This is a genomic window from Corynebacterium capitovis DSM 44611, from assembly GCF_030440535.1.
Lineage (GTDB): Bacteria > Actinomycetota > Actinomycetes > Mycobacteriales > Mycobacteriaceae > Corynebacterium > Corynebacterium capitovis.
On record NZ_CP047117.1, the window covers coordinates 748,360 to 765,086 of the forward strand.

The following is a 16,727-nucleotide window of genomic DNA, read 5'->3' on the forward strand; positions in this document are numbered from 1 at the left end:
GCTGGTGGACTGACCCCGTAAAGTGATGAACCGTGGATTACATTTCGACGCGCGACACGACCTCGACTCCGGCGAAGTTCACCGACATCCTCCTCGGTGGCCTCGCGCCAGACGGCGGTTTGTATATGCCGGCCGTCTACCCGAGCATTTCGCCCGAGCTTCTCGACGAATGGCGTGAACTGCTCGAGGAAAAGGGGTACGGGGCTCTCGCGGCCGAGGTGATGAAGCTCTTCGTCAGCGACATCCCGCCGGCCCAGATTGACGAGATCGCGGCCCGGGCTTACCGTACCCCGGTGTTTTCCACCCCGGACATCGTCCCAGTGACGAAGCTGGAGGACTCGCTTTACCTGGCCCACTTGTCCGAAGGCCCGACGGCCGCGTTTAAGGACATGGCGATGCAGCTGCTCGGCGAGCTCTTCGAGTTCGAATTGGCCCGCCGGGGTGAGGAAATCAACATCCTGGGTGCAACCTCTGGGGATACGGGCTCCTCCGCCGAGTACGCCATGCGGGGCCGAGACAACATCCGCGTTTTTATGCTCACCCCCGCCGGGCGGATGACCCCCTTCCAGCAGGCGCAGATGTTCGGCCTCGCCGAGCCGAACGTGTTCAACATCGCCCTTGACGGGGTGTTCGACGACTGCCAAGACGTGGTCAAGGAGGTCAACGCCGATTCCGCGTTCAAGACGAAGTACCGCATCGGGGCCGTGAACTCCATCAACTGGGCCCGCCTCCTCGCCCAGACCGTGTACTACATCTCCACCTACCTGCGCGTCACCTCCTCGAACGAGGAGAAAATCTCGTTTTGTGTGCCGACCGGTAACTTCGGTGATGTGTGTGCGGGGCACGTCGTTAAGCAGATGGGCCTGCCCGTCGACCGGTTGATCGTCGCGACGAACGAAAACGATGTGCTCAACGAGTTCTTCACCACTGGCGACTACCGCCCGCGCACCGCGGCGGAAACGCGGGCCACGTCCTCGCCCTCGATGGACATTTCCAAGGCCTCGAACTTCGAGCGCTTCATTTTCGACGTCCTTGGGCGCGACGCCGAACTCACCGCTCATCTCTTCGCGCTCAAGGTCACAGAGGGCGGGTTCGGTTTGGCCGACCTGCCGGACCCGGACCTTCTGGAAAGGATCCGCCACACCTACGGGTTTGTCTCGGGGTCGTCCACCCACGCTGATCGCGTCGCGACGATCCGTGACCTCGCCGAACGCCTCGATGTCACTGTCGACCCCCATACCGCCGACGGCGTGCACGTTGCGCGGAAGTGGGCGGGCGAGGTCGAGACCCCCATCGTGGTGCTGGAGACGGCTCTGCCCGTCAAGTTTGCCGACACGATCCGGGAGGCAACAGGGCGCGACCCGGAGGTGCCGGAGCGCTTCGCCGGAGTGATGGACGCGCAGCGACACGTCACCGACCTGCCGAATGACGCGGATAAGTTGAAGGCGTTTATCGCGGAGACAATCAACGCAAGCGACGCGTAGCGGGGTAGTGCAATGAACACGAGTAGTGAGCACATGCACGTGGAGCCTCGGCAGGGGATCGGGCCGGGGACGTGGACGGCCATCTTTGTCATTGCGGTCTTCGTCGTCGCCGCTACCGTGTGGGGTGGCCTGAGCGCGTCGAACGTCTACAGCGGGACCGCCGCCCAGGAGCAGCAGGCGCGCCGGGCCGTGCAAACCCCCGGAGGCGGGGGCGCGGGAACCAACCTGGTCAACGTGCCGAGTTTCGCGGCCTGGGCGCCAGGAACGCTCATCCAAACCACCGACCACTACCCGCGGGCCGGGGAGTCTTTCACGGCGGAATCGTGCACAGTGGCGTTTAGCTTCTCCGACGCGGCAGGCCGCAACTACGCCGTGACGGCGGGCCACTGCGGGCACGACGGTGATCTTGTCTGGCCGGCGAACGCCGAAACGGCGCAGGACTACGCTCGCGAGGCCGGTCGTTTCATGTACTCGGGCCTGTACAGCGCGGGCGCGCCCGGCATAGACGTGGGGATCATAGAGATCACGGACCCCGACCGCTTCATGCCTCTCGTCGGCGACCCGATCGCGACGGGCGTGGCCCAAAGCGCCGACTCCTCCCCTGGGCGCGTCTGCAAAACGGGAGGGACGACGGGGTACACCTGTGGGCAGTTCAGGGAATCGAGTCGCGTGCAGATCATCACCACCGACTCCGATCAAGAGCTTGAAGCGCGCGGGGATGTGGCGGCCGTGTGTGCGTCGAAAGGAGACTCCGGTGGCCCCGTCTTCCGCGAGGTCAACGGCCGCGCGGTGATCATCGGTGCCGTCTCCGGTACGGAGGCGGGTCGAAGCGGTGAAGAGTGCCACGAGGGGATGGATAATCCCAAGCTCATGTCGTACTCAAACGTCGACCAGATCATGCGGGTTGTCGACGCGGTTGCGCCCGACGCGTCGTGGGTGACCCAGACGTGGTAACCGGGTCTAGCGGTTGCCGATCTCCTCGCGGAACTTCTCGCCGGTCGGGGAGACGGTCAGTGATTCCTCGCTAGTCTCCTGGCGGACGTTTTCGGGCCCGTACACGACGAAGTCCGTGGAGTCCACGTCGTCGGGCTGGGGGATGTCTTTCCAACCCGCGGCTATGTCCTCCGCCTCTGCCTCGGTGTCGCTTTGCCACGTCATGGCGACCTGACGTTCCGTGCTGCGGCCGGGATAGAACATGAAGGAGACGGCGTCGGCGCCCTCATCGACGGCGACGTCAATGTAACTCTGCAGGGTTTCCGCACTTGGTGAGTGCAGGCAGTAACCCCACACGTTGATGCGGAGGTTGTCCTGCGTCCGGAGGGTGAGGTTGTCCACGCAGTTTTGCTGCAGCAGCCGAGAGACATGGCCCGCCAGTTCAGCGGTGTCTGCCTCCGCCTGATCCGTGGTGTTCCCGGTCAGCGTGACGCCAGTAAGGGTGGCGTTCGTTTCCACGTCGCTGATGAGGTAGTCACGCACGCTGGAGACAACGTTGGACGCCGCGGCGACTTCGGAGCCGGGTGGGGGCGGCGCAGGGGCGGGGCGAGCCGGGCGGTCGACGTGGTAGGCGGGCGAGTCCGCACCGACCTCGTAGCTAGCTAACACCACGCCGAAGACGGCTACCCCCGCCAGAAGGGCGCCGTAACCGGCGGTAAACACTCCGGTGGGAAGGCGTCGGATGAGGGGCACCTTCGCCTCCGGTTCCACCGCGACAGGTTCGGGTGCGTCAGCGCTCACCGCGGGCTCGGCGGGGAGCTCCGGGTCGGACGAAGGGGGCAGCGTGGTGCTCATGGTGAGCCAAATCTTAACCCAACTAGACTTGCCGGCGTCACACCCAGACACGGTTTTGCGAAAGGCATCAGTCACCATGCCCATTCCCGAGTTCATCGTCGAGACCCGCAAGAAGATCGGCACCGATCTGATGTGGGTGCCGTCCGTAGCGGCTATCGTTCTTCGCGATTCCCCCCAGGCCACCGCGTGGGCCGTGCCGGAGGTGTTGCTCGTGCGCCGCGCTGACAACGGAACGTGGACCCCCGTGACCGGCATCGCGGACCCGGGGGAGGAGCCCCACGACGCCGCCGTGCGTGAGGTTTTCGAGGAATCCGGCATCTTGGCGCGCGCCGTTGCGCTCCTTGGCGTTGGCGCGGTGGGGCCTGTCACCCATTCCAACGGTGACAGGGCGACATACATGTCGGTACAGATTCGACTCGAGGCCGAGGACCCCTCCGCCGAGCCTTTCGCCAACGACGATGAAAACACCGAGGCCGGGTGGTTCCCTATCTCCTCGATGCCGGTGGAAGACCCGAAATGGCGCCTTGCCATCGCCGACGCCGCCGCGCAGCGCCGCCACCCTGAAAGCTTTGTCCCTCGGCTTGGCCTGAGCAAAAGGTAGCAAGCGGTAACGTGCGCTTCGGCCTCGACGTCTCCGAACACCAGGACGGCCTTCCGCTCGCCAAGGCCGAGGGCGTTGAGTTCGTCATCATTCGGACGACCGACGGCACCTACCACGACCGGGTCTTTTCCTCCCACTTTGCAGACGCGACCCAGGCCGGGCTCGCCATCGAGGCCTATCATTTTCTGCGCAGTCCCCGCGAGGGGACGACCGTTGATGAACAGGTCGCCGCGTCCCTTGAGGTCCTCGCCGGCGCGCGCGTTCCCATGTGGCTCGACTGCGAGACGCCCGCGGGTCTGTCGCTTGACGACGTCCGCCGCGCCCACCACCTCTTTACCCAGGAAGGGGTGCCCGTCGCGGGCATTTATACGTCCCGGTCGTGGTGGTTGCGCCACACCTGGGGTGCGGACACGCGGCCCTTTGGCACGCTGTGGCTCGCATTCTACGGTGCGGACAGCGGGACATACCCCGGCAATGACGCATGGCCGAAGTCGGTCGGCCGGCAAGAGCCCGTGATGTGGCAGTACACCTCGCGGGGGCGCGTGACTGGGTATTCTGGGGATGTGGATCTCGACGCCCGCCGCTAAAGTGTCCACATGAGGATTCTCTTCGTGGGCGCCGGAGGCGTCGGTGGGTACATCGGGGGTTTGCTAGCGCTGGCGGGCAACGATGTCGGGTTCATCGCCCGCGGTGAAACGCTCGCCGCTCTCCAGGAGCACGGCCTGCGCCTGACCAACGCCGACGGCCTGACTACTGTGACCCAGTGTGAAGCGGGTGGGACGTCGGCGGAGGTCGTCGACAAGCTGGGCGGTGTGGACGTGGTCGTTGTTGCGACAAAGGCCCTCAAAAGCGGGGATACCTTTGCGGACATCGGCACCTTGAGTGACGTGCCGATCGTGACCACCCACAACTCGGTGGAAGTGCATTTCACCGCTGCGGACATTTTCGGGGCGGATCGCGTGCTTGCGGGCGTCGTGCGTGGGTACATGACGCGTACCGCGCCCGCCGAAATCACACTCAACCCGGGGCCGTTGTCGCTGAGTTTTGGCCTGCTTCCGGGAATTCATGGTACCCCTCTCGCCGTGCCTGAGCTCGCTGCCGCGCTAAAGGATGCGGGGGTCCGGTCCACGTATTACGGCCCAGACGGAGCTGTGCTCGTGGATGTGTGGATGAAGGCAATGTTCGTCGCCACCACGGGTGTTTTAGGGGCGGTATCGGGCCAACCGATGGGTCACCTGCGTGCCGAGCTGCGGCCGCAGCTGCGCGGGCTCATGCAAGAAGTGTTCCAGGTAGGTCGCGCGCTTGGGATACCGCTTCCCGAAGACGCCGTAGAGAAGAACCTGAGCTTGTGCGACGCCCAGTATCCCGAGGCGACGAGCTCCATGCACCGTGACATTGTGGCGGGCGTTCCCAGCGAGCTTGACGCCCAGGTCGGCGCTCTGCGCCGGATGGCGCGCCGTGGGGAAGTGGACACCCCTTTGCTCGATATGGTGCACGCGCTGGCGCTGAAGCGCTAGGCTCCTAGCAGTCGTAATAAAGCTCGAACTCTAGGGGCGTCGGACGCAGACGGGCCGGGGCGATTTCGCGCTCGCGCTTGAGGCGAATGTAGGCCTCGATGAGGTCTTCGGTGAACACGTCGCCCTCAGTGAGGAAGTCGTGGTCATCTTCCAGCGCGTTGATCGCGGCTTCCAGCGAGGTCGGCGCCTGCGGGATCTCCTTGGCTTCCTCCGGCGGCAGCTCGTAGAGATCCTTATCGACGGGAGCGTGCGGCTCAATCCTGTTCTTGATGCCGTCGATGCCGGCCAGCATCATCGCCGCGAACCCGAGGTAGGGGTTGCCCGAGGGGTCCGGGGCGCGGAACTCGATGCGCTTCGCCTTGGGGTTAGAGCCGGTGATCGGGATGCGGATGGCGGCGGAGCGGTTGCGCTGGGAGTACACCAGGTTGATCGGTGCCTCGAAGCCCGGGACCAAACGGTGGTAGGAGTTTAGCGTCGGGTTAGTGAAGGCAAGGACGGTCGCCGCGTGTTCGAGGATGCCGCCGATGTAGTAGCGGGCGATGTCTGAGAGGCCGCCGTAGCCGGACTCGTCGTAGAAGAGCGGCTTGCCGTCTTTCCACAGGGACTGGTGGGCGTGCATCCCGGAGCCGTTGTCACCGGCCAGCGGCTTGGGCATGAACGTCGCGCTCTTGCCGAACTGCTTGGCGGTGTTTTTCACGATGTACTTGAAATCCTGCAGGTCATCCGCCGCGCGGAGGAGGGTGTTGAAGCGGTAGTTAATTTCCTGCTGGCCGCCGTTGCCCACCTCGCGGTGGAAGCGTTCAACATCAAATCCGGACGCGGTGAGGTTGAGCGCCATGGCATCGCGCACGTCGACGGTCTTGTCGTAGGGCGGGACGGGGAAGTACCCGCTCTTGATGCGGTTCTTATAGCCCAGGTTCGGCGTTCCGTCGATCTCCGTTTCGGCACCGCGGTTCCACCAGCCCTCGGAGGAGTTGACGTCGTAGAAGGCCTTGTGGTCGTCGACCTGGTAGCGGATCGAGTCGAACAGGTAGAACTCGGCCTCGGCGCCGAAGTTGCACGTGTCGGCGATGCCGGTCGAGGCGAGGTAGTCTTCCGCCTTGCGCGCCACGTTGCGCGGGTCGCGGGAGAACGCTTCGTGCGTGAAGGGGTCGTTGACGAAGAACTTCACGTTGAGGGTCTTGGCTGTGCGGAAGAGGTCCAATTTGGCGGTGGCCAAGTCCGGCATGAGGGTCATGTCGGATTCGTCGATGGTGGTGAAGCCCCTGATCGAGGATCCGTCGAAGGCCAGCCCATCCTCGACGACGTCCTCGTCGAACATGGACGCGGGGATGGTGAAGTGGTGTTCGGTGCCGGGGACGTCGGTGAACCGAACGTCAACAAACTCCACCTCCTCGTCCTGGATGAACTTCTTGACCTCTTCGATGTTCTCGAAGTTGCTGCGGGCCACGGTGGGTACTCCTTGATCGGCGCCAGTGAACACGCCAATACTACCCCCTACCGCCTGCACCCTCGGTAAGAATCTGGCCCGGGCTTCAGTAGGGTGACGTGCATGGCGAATTCCATCGAAAAGGCGGGCGCGACCTACCCGGGGCAGGATCTTGGGCTGCCGGAGTCGGGGCCGGGCGCGCAGGCGTCGGTAAGCAGGCGCATGGCGGCGGTGGCGATCGATTGGGTGATGTGCTGGATCGTGGCCGGCTTCATCGCCATGTTCACCAAGGCGCTGGGCGACGTGGCGACGGTGACAGTGTTTCTCTGGCTCGCGCTCGGGATCATGTCGGGGTGGCTCTTCGCGCGAACCCCGGGGATGGCCCTGCTGGGGATGGGCGTCGCGCGTGTTGATCAGCCGGGGGAGCGGGTGGGATTCTGGCGTGCCGCGTTGCGCTCGATCTTTACGTTCTTTATTTTGCCGGCCGCGCTTGTCGACGCCAACGGGCGCGGCATGCACGACCGCGCCACCGCGACGACCGTGATCCGCGCCTAGCTCTTGCCCTGGGGCGCTACTTGCCCTTGCGCTCCTGCATGCGACGCATGCGGCGGTTCATGCCCGCCATTGACTGCGCCTGACGGGGGAGGGGCCCGCCGGGGAGGCCTGAGCGCGCGCCGCTTTGGGTGCGGGTATCCATCGCGTCGAGCTTGGTGGAAAGGCTGTACACCTCGTCTTTGGTGTAGTTTTTCGGCAGGCGGAGGAGCTTGCGCTGCAGGTCCCGCACCGGGGTCTGGCCCTCCCCGTCGCCGATGACAATCTCGGTGATCGGCGCCCCTGCGATGAGCCGGTCGATGCGCTTGCGTTCTTTGGCCATCATCGGTCGCAGCCGGTTCTGGTTGCCCTCGCCGACGAGAATGACGCCGGGGTTGCCCACGACGCGGTGCACGACATCCATCTGCTGGTTCGCGGCCACGGATGTCTTGGTCACCCATGCGATGCCCATCTGGCTGCGCATGTTCTCCAGCGTCCACGCCGCTGCCCCCGGCTGATTGCCCACCTCGTCGTACATGGAGTTTTGCAGCCGTTGGCTGAAGAGCCACGCGGCCAGCGCCGCCCCCGCGAGGAGGCCAATGACGAGCATGTACCACTGGCCGCCCCAGAGTAGGCCGACGAGGAAGAACAGCAGCGCGGTGCCGATGAGGCTGAGCAGCATGAAGGGGATGAGCTTGTTGTCCCTCTTACGCTGCAGGTTAAACGCCTGCCAGATCTGCCCCCGGGTGTTCTTACGCTGATCGCGTTTTGCGGCGCGCAGCTCTTTTTTCGATGTGCCCGCCGCAGCATTCTTTGGGGTGCCCTTCGCATTCGCCATGGCACCCACTCTAAGCGACGGTCACAGGGCGCACCAAGCGGGGTTTGAGCCACATGCGAAGTGGAGGGCCGGGTCGGATTACCCCGCGCGGGGGTGAGTTTTCCAGGAGTTTTGAACCTTATCAACGATTTCCTAGCGGCCCTGGAGATTGCGACCAGTAAAGGCTACCCTTACCAAAGTAAGGCTTGGCTGGGAGGGGCGCCGAACGTCGGCGGCGGGGTGCTGGTGGGGGCGGGCCCGGTGAACGTCGAGAAGCCGTAGCTTGCCCGCAGGGTGGGGGAGATGTTGAGCTCGGTGACCCACAGATCCGTCCCTGGAACCCGCTCCATGACTCCGCGGGGGTAGTTCTTTTTGTCCGTCAGCCGGTTGATGCGAAGGTGGACCCCGGCTTCGGCGGGCGCGTTCGGGTGGTGGTAGCAAAACGTGACGTTGTTTGTCTCCGCATCCCACGCGGGCAGGTCGCCGGGGCGGATGGACGAGATGAACTCCTCCACGCGCCTAGGGCACGCCCCCGTGAGCCGGGTGACGATCTCCCCGGCGCGCAGCACCGGGCTACTCACCGGCCAAGCGCTCGATCCACTGCTGCGCCGTGGGGAGGGCAACCAGGTCGAAGTAATCGACTTCTTCGCCCTCGGAGCGCCACTTCTCCGCGAGGTCGACGATGCCTAGGGAGTCGAGCCCTTGGTCTTCCAAGGGGGCATTCTTATCGACGCCCCCCGGCGCCGCCCCAACCGCTTCCGCGATATCCGCAATGATGGTGGCTTCGCTCAATGCCATGAACGGGATCCTTTCGGTTGTGTGTCAGGAGTGAGTAGTCGAGAGGTGTGCAAGCGCCGCCCGCAATTCACGGCGGCTGATCTTGCCCACGCCCGTGACCGGGAAAGAATCTGTCATCACGGAGCCGTCGGGGATTTTGTACGCAGCGACGCCGCGATCTTTGAGGTGCGCGCGGATGTCGGCGTGCGTGAGGTCCCGCGCCGCGATGACGTAGGCGCACGTCTTTTCACCCAGTCGAGCATCGGGGACCGCGACGACGGCGGCGTCGATGATGTCGGGGTGGGCCACGAGGTGGTTTTCTACCTCCTCCGCCGAAACTTTTTCTCCCGCGCGGTTGATCTGGTCCTTCGCCCGCCCCTCGACGACGAGGTGCCCCGAGGCCAGGCGACGCACGATGTCACCGGTGCGGTAGAATCCGTCGGGGCTGAAACTCTCCCTGTCCACGTCGCCCAGGTACCCGCGGATGGTGTACGGCCCGCGCGTGGTCAGATGCCCGGGGGTGCCGTCGGGGACGGGTTGGTTGGCGTCGTCAAGAATGCGGATCTCGTCGGCCGGGCTGATCGGCGTGCCCTGGGTCGTAGCGACGATGTCGGCGGGGTCGTCCGCGCGGGTGTAGTTGACGAGCCCTTCCGCCATCCCGAAAACCTGCTGGAGGCGGCAGCCAAATACCTCGGGGACGCGTCTCGCCGCAGCTTCGGGCAGCTTCGACCCGCCCGCTTGGATGAGCTCGAGGCTAGACATGTCGGCCCCGATGGAGTCCGCGTGCGCCAGCCATGTCATGAGAAGCGGGGGAACGACGGCGGTCATCGTGGCACATCGCTTTTCGACGAGACCCAGTGCCGTCCGCGGGTCAGGGGCCCGTGACAAAATGACCTCGCCCCCGGTGAGCAGGACGCCCAGGATGCCGGGGGAGCTCATTGTGAAGTTGTGGGAGACGGGGAGGACGACCAGCATTTTCGTGTCCGGACCCAGCCCGCAGATGTGGGCGCTCGCGCGCACCGAATACAGATAGTCGGCGTGGGTGCGAGGGATGAGTTTCGGCACTCCGGTGGTTCCGCCCGATACCTGGAGAAAGGCGATGGACGTCTCGGGCCGCGTCGGGCGGGGCAGCCGCGTGGGGGTCGTGTTCGGGGCGTGCTCGGGCGGGTAGAAGGGCTCGAACTCGCCGGGCTCGCCGTCGACGATGAACACGCGCAGGTGCGGGTGCTCGCGGCGCAGGCCGCGGGCCAGTTCGCGGTGGTTGAACCCCATCCACGTGCCGACGGTGACAAGCCCCGACGCGCGGGTGGCTCTGACAAAGTGCTGCAGTTCGGCCCCGCGGTGGGCGGGCAGAGCAAAGACCGGCAGCGCGCCAAGCTCGAACAGGCCGAACACCGCGACGACGTAGTCCACGATATTGGGCAGTTGAACCACAACGCGATCACCCTCGCGTACCCCGGCCCTGTAGAACATCCCCGCTGCGGCGGTGGCGCGGGCGGCGGTGTCAGCGTAGGTCCACGAGACGAAGCGCCCCGAGTAGTCGTAGCCCGTGACGGCGGGCCGGGAGGCGAAACGAGCGGCGGCAGCGCCGAGAAAGCCCGCAAAGGTCTCGGCCGTCCAATACCCGGCGGAGCGGTAACGTTCCTCCGCTTCTGCGGGGTAGGAGTGGTGCTCGGGGGAGAAGACCCCGGGGACGGTAAAGGATGGCTCAAACACGCGAGTAAGCATACCCTAACGAAGGATATGCTTACCTAAGGGGGCGCTAGGCGAGGTGTTCGACCTGCGCGTTAAGGTGGAGCTTCTCGGGCTTGGAGGCGTTGCGTAGCTCGATTCCCGTCGTCCTCTCACCCTGGTCGAGCGCCCACGCTGAGACGCGCGCCGGAACAACGACGGGTTTATGGAACTCCACCGAGTACCGCAGCGCACCTCCGAGTGTTCCCTCCAAGAGCTGGAGCACCGCGGCCGCCGAGAACATGCCGTGCGCGATGACCCCGGGGAAGCCAAACGCCTTCGCGCCCAGCGCCGAGGTGTGAATTGGGTTCGAGTCGCCCGAGGCTTTTACATAGGCGCGGACGTTGTCGCGGGTCCACGTCCACTGGGCGTTCGCCGCGATGTCCGGAACCTCGGGCCGGTCGAGCATGCGAGCGTCGTCTTGACCTCGCGTGGTCAGCGAGACCGGTGCGGATTTCGCAAACTTTGCGCCCTGCGCGAGCATGGTTGCGCGTTGTGTCCACACCGGCTCGTTGTCGGTCTCACCTTCCACGAAAACATCGGTCACGATGTCAATCAGCAAGCCCTTGCGGTGCGGACGGAGACGTTCCCCGCGGGTGCGGAATGTAAAGGACTCATCGACACGCAGCGCCCGCTTTTGCTCGATGACGTTTGCCACGTGCACGGCGCCGGTCGGCGCGAAGGGGAAGTCCGCGCGGCTCATCAATTCCATTGTGAGGGGAAACCCGATGACGAAGGGGTACGTCGGGGGAAGCTCGTTGCTCAGGCGCAGTCCGGTCGCAGTGGCGTAGGCGGCGAGGTCTGACGGGTCGACGCGCACTCCGCGAACCTCGAGGCGCGAGCTCGGGTCCTTATCCGCAACGTGACGCGTCCCCACGACGGGGACCATGCCGGTGACGATGCGACGCATCACCGTGTTCATGTCCGGGACCGCTCCCAGATCCTCGTAACGGCTGCCGCCATCGGTGCTGTTGTACACGGTTGTCATCGCCCTACGCCCCCAGCATGCTCTGGCCGCAGACGCGAACCGTGTTGCCGTTCACCGCGGTTGAGGCTGTCGACGCGAAGTAGGCCACGGTCTCTGCAACGTCGACCGGCTTGCCACCCTGCTGCAGCGAGTTAATCCGGCGTCCGACCTCGCGGGGGCCGGTGGGCATCGCGGCGGTCATGTCCGTTTCGATGAAGCCCGGAGCGACGGCATTGATGTTCCCACCCAGTGCGGCGACGGTTTCGGCCAGTGAGTCGACGAAACCGACGATCCCGGCCTTGGTGGTGGCGTAGTTGGTCTGCCCGCGGTTGCCTGCGATCCCGGACGTCGAGGACACGCCGATGATGGCCGGCTTCTCACCGAGGGCGTCGAGCTCGATGAGCTTTTCGGTAATGCGCACGGGCGCGACCAGGTTGATGTTTTGGACCATGTTCCACCGCGCATCGTCCATATTGGCCAGCAGCTTGTCGCGGGTGACACCCGCGTTGTGAACAACGACGTCGACCTTCGTGCCGTACCGCTCCTGGGCGTGGCGGGCGATTTCCTCGGCGGCGCTCGGATTGGTTACGTCGAGAGGCAGGGCGGTGCCCTTGACCTTGTTCGCCGTCGCGGAGAGACCCTCACCGGCCTGGGGGACGTCCACACAGATCACCTTGGCGCCATCGCGCGCGAGAACTTCGGCGATCACTGCCCCGATTCCGCGGGCGGCACCCGTCACGACGGCAATGCGCCCCGCTAGCGGGCGCTCCCAGTCAGCGGGGGACTCAGCCCCGGCCGAGGTGATGCGGATGACTTGGCCGTCCACATACGCGGATTTACCCGACAGGAGGAAGCGCAGGGTGGACTCGACGCCACCGAAGTTCGTCGAATCAATGGCCGGGTCGACGTAGACGAGCTGCACGGTGGCCGCCTTGCGCATCTCCTTGGCCAAGGAACGAGTGAAGCCTTCGAGCGCGCGGGCGGCGATGCGGGAATCGGAGTCGTCGATAAGCTCAGGCGTCGTGCCGATGACAACGAGACGAGCGTTGTCGGCGATCTTGCGCAGTTGGGGGTGGAAGAACTCGTGCAATTGGTTGAGCTGCTCGGGGGTCGTGATGTCCGTGGCGTCAAAGACGACGCCGGCGCGTGGGGTGTCTGCTTCCGCCTTCAGAAGCTTGTACGGCCCCTCGAGGACCGAGGTCAGCGCATCGCGCAGTCGACCCTGCCCGCCGACCACGACGGGCCCGTGGAGGAGGGGTTCGCCTTGCTTGAATCGGCGTAGGGGGTAACCCTGCGGCACGCCCGCCTTAGCGGCGAGAGGGGAATTGATGAACTTTTCGAGGAAGCCCTGCTTGGCCACGAGTTTCTCCTTGTTTGAAAGCGGGTTAGAAGCGGTTGTGAAGCGTGAGGATCAGACTGCCGTGCAACTCACCGGACGAGACAAAATCCGTACAATAGTGTCTAACACTACGAATTTGTTTCGTTCGTGATGTAGCTTACGATACAACGATAACTGTAATGTACGGTACACACAGTATCCATCGATTTCGGTTATCTACCGACGCCCACCATCGACTCCCGAACGGCCCCAACCAGTAAGGAATGAGCCCGTGAATCAGCCCCGTAAGGTCGCCATTCTCGGCGGCAACCGCATCCCTTTCGCTCGCTCCAACAAGGAGTACGCGAACGCCTCCAATCAGGACATGCTTACTTCCGCCCTTGACGGTCTGGTTGCCCGGTATGGGCTGCAGGATGAGCGTTTAGGCCAGGTGGTGGGTGGCGCCGTGCTGAAGCACGCGCGTGACTTCAACCTCGTCCGCGAGTCCGTTATCGGTTCGGCGCTGTCCTCCACGACCCCTGCGTTCGATCTGCAGCACGCCTGCGGTACCTCCCTGACCTCCGCGATTCAGGTCGCTGACGCGATCGCCCTGGGACGGATCGAATCGGGCATCGGCTGCGGTTCCGACACGACGTCGGATGCGCCACTCGCGGTCAACGACGAGCTGCGCAAGACACTTATCAAGGCCTCGCAGGCCAAAAAGCCCATCGACCAGCTCAAGCTGTTTGGCTCCGTGCGTCCCAGCCACCTTGTACCGGATCAGCCTCGCAACGGTGAGCCCCGCACGGGCCTGTCCATGGGCGAGCACGCCGCCATCACAGCCCGGGAATTCGATGTCTCCCGCGTGGCGCAGGATGAGTTGGCTGTCGCTTCCCACCGGAACCTCGCGGCGGCCTACGACGAGGGCTTCTTCGACGACCTGCTCACCCCGTACCTCGGCGTGCAGCGCGACACCAACTTGCGTCCCGATTCCAGCGTAGAGAAGCTCTCCACTCTCAAGCCCGTCTTCGGCAAGAAGGACGCCATCCAGCACGGCGGCACGGCCACGATGACAGCGGGCAATTCAACCCCGCTTACCGACGGTGCCGCGGCGGTCCTTCTCGGTTCCGAAGAGTGGGCCGCATCCCACGGTCTTGAGCCGCTGGCCTACGTTGTCGATTCCGAGATCGCGGCGGTGGACTTCGTGGGCGGTCGCGACGGCCTGCTCATGGCCCCAACGTACGCGGTGCCCCGCCTCCTGGAGCGCAACGGGCTTACTTTGCAAGACTTCGACTACTACGAGATCCACGAGGCCTTCGCCTCCCAGGTACTTGCCACTCTAGCCGCGTGGGAAGACGACACCTACTGCCACGACCGCCTCGGGCTTGACGGGGCGCTTGGCTCCATCGATCGCTCAAAGCTCAACGTAAAAGGCTCGTCTCTAGCCGCCGGCCACCCGTTTGCAGCGACAGGGGCGCGCATTCTCGCTACCGCAGCCAAGGTTCTCGCCCTCAATGGCGGTGGCCGCACACTCATCTCCGTGTGCGCCGCCGGCGGGCAAGGTGTCGTCGCCATCATCGAACGTTAATCCCGGGATAAGTCGAAAGGAATACCCACTATGTCAACTCCCACGAATACCGAAAACCGCGGGTCTGCCGTCGACGTCACCGACGCAGCCGGTGCCCGGGCTGAAGCGAAGCCCGAGGCCAACCGCCCGGCCACCCTGCCGGGGACCCCGGATCCTTCCGCCGTCGAGGACCTGGCTGCCGTCCTAGACGGCAACTACGCCGACATTAAGAACGGCTTGCGCCTCTTCTTGAACGACCCCGATCTCCTCCCCCCGGTGGAGGGCACCCTGGACGAATTGCGCGCCTACAACCTCGGACTGGTCGAGAAAGTGGCCCAAGCAGGACGCATCCAGGACTCCTTCTCGCCACTAAACGGTGGCAAAGGCCAGGTTGCCGCGGGCGTGTCTTCCCTTGAGCTGCTCGCCCAAGTGAACAACTCTCTGTGCATTAAGTCGGGTGTTCAGTTCGGTCTGTGGGGCGGCGCCGTTGACGCGCTGGGCACGGAGCGGCACGTTGAGTTTGCCCGAGGCGCGATGGACCTGTCCATGCTGGGTTGCTTCGCCATGACAGAAATCGGCCATGGCTCAAACGTTCAACACATCGAAACGACCGCGACCTACGACCCGGAGACCCAAGAGTTCATTATTAACTCCCCGAACCCCGGCTCGAAAAAGGCGTACATCGGTAACGCGGCTCGTGACGGACGCTGGGCTGCTGTTTTCGCACAGCTTCACACCCCGGACTCGGATGAGTCGAAAGGCGTGCACTGCTTCGTCGTTCGCATCCGGGAAGATGACGGATCCCCCGTCGAGGGCGTGACAACCTCCGACCACGGCCACAAAGGCGGTCTGCTCGGCGTGGACAATGGCATGCTGGAGTTCGACCACGTCCGCGTCCCACGCGAGCGCCTGCTCAACCGCTTCGCGGATGTCGCCGAGGACGGCACCTACTACTCGCCGATTGAGTCGCCGAACCGCCGCTTCTTCACCATGCTAGCCACGCTGGTGCGCGGGCGCCTGGGTGTTGGCGCCTCCGCAGCGGGGGCGACCCGCGCCGGCTTGGCTATTGCGGTTAAGTACGCCAATATCCGCCGTCAGTTCGAAGCGGAGACGATCGGGCAAGAGTCCCGCCTCATTGACTACCGCGTTCACCGCCGCCGCCTCCTCATCCCCCTCGCGCGCTCGTACGCCCTGGCTGCTTTCCAAAACCAGCTGTTGGACCGCTTTCAGGCGCAGACCAACGCGATTTCCGCCGGCGACTGGGATCAAACGAACCCGACCAAGGAGCAGGACCGGGCAAGCCGCGAGACGGAATCCCTTGCCGCTATTTTCAAATCGACGGCTTCGACCCACGCCAATCGGACCCTGCAGGAATGCCGCGAGGCCTGCGGCGGTGCAGGGTATATGACGGAGAACCTGCTGACGACATTCCGTTCGGACGTCGACGTCTTCACCACCTTCGAAGGTGACGACACGATCTTGCGCCAGCTCGTGGGCAAGAACCTGCTGACGGCCTACAGCTGGGACGTGGCCGAGCTTTCCCCGTTCGGGATGGCGAAGTTCGTGGCCGGCAATATCGGCGACATTCTCACCCGTCGCTCCGGTATCGCGGCCAGCGTCCAGTCCCTGCAGGATCGTGTGACGGGCACCGGTTCGCTTTTCGACGCCGAAACGCAGTTGCGCATCGTCCAGACCCGCGAAGAGCAGGTGCTCAACTCCCTGGTCCGCAGGGTGCAGGTGGCGCGCAAGATGGAGCGTTCTGAGGCGGCCAAGGTCATCGACCGTTCCCAGGACCACCTCCTCGAGGCCGCGATTTCCTATGGTGACCGGATGATGGTCCAAGCTATGCTCAATGCGGAGAACTCGCTTCCCGAGGGCTCCTCAGCCCGGCAGGTCTACGAGCAGGTGCGCCACCTGTTTGTGCTCGACACCATCGTCCGCAATGCGGACTGGTACCTCGACCACAACGTGCTCTCCGGCGGGCGCGTCAAGGCCGCCAAGGCCGCGATCAACGACCTCGTTGACTCGCTCGGGCCCTGGTCGGAAGTCCTCGTTGACGCCTTCAAGATCCCAGAGGTCGTGCTCGAGCGACCCATGATGGTCAACGGCGGGACCGATAGGAGCTAAGAGGCCACGCTTGACGACGGTGCCCCGCGTCCCTTAAGGGAGGCGGGGCACTGGCGCGTCGGCAAGCAGCTGC

General features: G+C 64.6%; 16 protein-coding genes. 8 read left to right on the forward strand and 8 right to left on the reverse strand.

The window, feature by feature from the left end; genetic code table 11:
- Positions 1 to 32 precede the first annotated feature (32 nt).
- On the forward strand, positions 33 to 1,484 hold the full coding sequence (thrC, locus tag CAPI_RS03725; protein WP_018016698.1) for a threonine synthase: 1,452 nt from the start codon (positions 33 to 35) through the stop codon (positions 1,482 to 1,484).
- A 33-nt stretch (positions 1,485 to 1,517) separates the two neighbouring features.
- Positions 1,518 to 2,438 carry a trypsin-like serine protease gene (locus CAPI_RS03730; protein ID WP_018016699.1) on the forward strand — a complete coding sequence of 307 codons (921 nt, stop codon included), beginning with the start codon at positions 1,518 to 1,520 and terminating at the stop codon, positions 2,436 to 2,438.
- Positions 2,439 to 2,444: 6 nt separating this feature from the next.
- Here CAPI_RS03730 and CAPI_RS03735 read toward each other — a convergent pair whose 3' ends face one another.
- Entirely contained in the window at positions 2,445 to 3,272 is an 828-nt protein-coding gene (locus tag CAPI_RS03735; RefSeq protein WP_156806755.1) for a hypothetical protein, read from the reverse strand.
- A gap of 76 nt (positions 3,273 to 3,348) precedes the next feature.
- On the opposite strand from CAPI_RS03735, the gene CAPI_RS03740 reads away from it, so the two are divergent.
- From CAPI_RS03740 to CAPI_RS03750, 3 genes are read left to right on the forward strand one after another with little or no spacing between them, the layout of a single operon-like run.
- Positions 3,349 to 3,873, forward strand: a complete 525-nt coding sequence (locus CAPI_RS03740) for an NUDIX hydrolase (protein ID WP_018016701.1) — start codon at positions 3,349 to 3,351, stop codon at positions 3,871 to 3,873.
- A gap of 11 nt (positions 3,874 to 3,884) precedes the next feature.
- Complete coding sequence (locus tag CAPI_RS03745) at positions 3,885 to 4,460, forward strand: glycoside hydrolase family 25 protein (protein ID WP_018016702.1); 576 nt, start codon at positions 3,885 to 3,887, stop codon at positions 4,458 to 4,460.
- A gap of 9 nt (positions 4,461 to 4,469) precedes the next feature.
- Positions 4,470 to 5,390 (forward strand): 2-dehydropantoate 2-reductase, encoded by a 921-nt coding sequence (locus CAPI_RS03750; RefSeq protein WP_018016703.1) that lies wholly within the window; start codon positions 4,470 to 4,472, stop codon positions 5,388 to 5,390.
- Between the two features lie 4 nt (positions 5,391 to 5,394).
- Here CAPI_RS03750 and glnA read toward each other — a convergent pair whose 3' ends face one another.
- Entirely contained in the window at positions 5,395 to 6,840 is a 1,446-nt protein-coding gene (gene glnA, locus CAPI_RS03755; RefSeq protein WP_018016704.1) for a type I glutamate--ammonia ligase, read from the reverse strand.
- Between the two features lie 102 nt (positions 6,841 to 6,942).
- Here glnA and CAPI_RS03760 point away from each other — a divergent pair, with 102 nt between their 5' ends.
- Positions 6,943 to 7,374 (forward strand): RDD family protein, encoded by a 432-nt coding sequence (locus tag CAPI_RS03760; RefSeq protein WP_018016705.1) that lies wholly within the window; start codon positions 6,943 to 6,945, stop codon positions 7,372 to 7,374.
- A gap of 16 nt (positions 7,375 to 7,390) precedes the next feature.
- On the opposite strand, the gene CAPI_RS03765 is transcribed toward CAPI_RS03760, so the two are convergent.
- From CAPI_RS03765 to CAPI_RS03790, 6 genes are all read right to left on the reverse strand, one after another.
- Positions 7,391 to 8,188: a DUF4191 domain-containing protein gene (locus CAPI_RS03765; RefSeq protein WP_018016706.1), complete on the reverse strand. Its 798-nt coding sequence runs from the start codon at positions 8,186 to 8,188 to the stop codon at positions 7,391 to 7,393.
- A gap of 170 nt (positions 8,189 to 8,358) precedes the next feature.
- Positions 8,359 to 8,748, reverse strand: coding sequence for an enterochelin esterase domain-containing protein (locus tag CAPI_RS03770; protein WP_211205594.1), 390 nt, complete (start codon positions 8,746 to 8,748; stop codon positions 8,359 to 8,361).
- Positions 8,741 to 8,965 carry a phosphopantetheine-binding protein gene (locus CAPI_RS03775; protein ID WP_018016708.1) on the reverse strand — a complete coding sequence of 75 codons (225 nt, stop codon included), beginning with the start codon at positions 8,963 to 8,965 and terminating at the stop codon, positions 8,741 to 8,743. The genes CAPI_RS03770 and CAPI_RS03775 overlap by 8 nt, the downstream gene beginning before the upstream one ends.
- Before the next feature lie 24 nt (positions 8,966 to 8,989).
- Positions 8,990 to 10,660 (reverse strand): (2,3-dihydroxybenzoyl)adenylate synthase, encoded by a 1,671-nt coding sequence (locus CAPI_RS03780; protein WP_018016709.1) that lies wholly within the window; start codon positions 10,658 to 10,660, stop codon positions 8,990 to 8,992.
- 46 nt (positions 10,661 to 10,706) lie between these two features.
- Entirely contained in the window at positions 10,707 to 11,663 is a 957-nt protein-coding gene (locus tag CAPI_RS03785; protein WP_018016710.1) for a MaoC/PaaZ C-terminal domain-containing protein, read from the reverse strand.
- 4 nt (positions 11,664 to 11,667) lie between these two features.
- Positions 11,668 to 13,002: a 3-oxoacyl-ACP reductase gene (locus CAPI_RS03790; RefSeq protein ID WP_018016711.1), complete on the reverse strand. Its 1,335-nt coding sequence runs from the start codon at positions 13,000 to 13,002 to the stop codon at positions 11,668 to 11,670.
- Between the two features lie 250 nt (positions 13,003 to 13,252).
- Here CAPI_RS03790 and CAPI_RS03795 point away from each other — a divergent pair, with 250 nt between their 5' ends.
- Positions 13,253 to 14,548: an acetyl-CoA C-acetyltransferase gene (locus tag CAPI_RS03795; RefSeq protein ID WP_018016712.1), complete on the forward strand. Its 1,296-nt coding sequence runs from the start codon at positions 13,253 to 13,255 to the stop codon at positions 14,546 to 14,548.
- A 30-nt stretch (positions 14,549 to 14,578) separates the two neighbouring features.
- Positions 14,579 to 16,654, forward strand: a complete 2,076-nt coding sequence (locus CAPI_RS03800) for an acyl-CoA dehydrogenase family protein (protein ID WP_018016713.1) — start codon at positions 14,579 to 14,581, stop codon at positions 16,652 to 16,654.
- Positions 16,655 to 16,727: the final 73 nt, after the last annotated feature.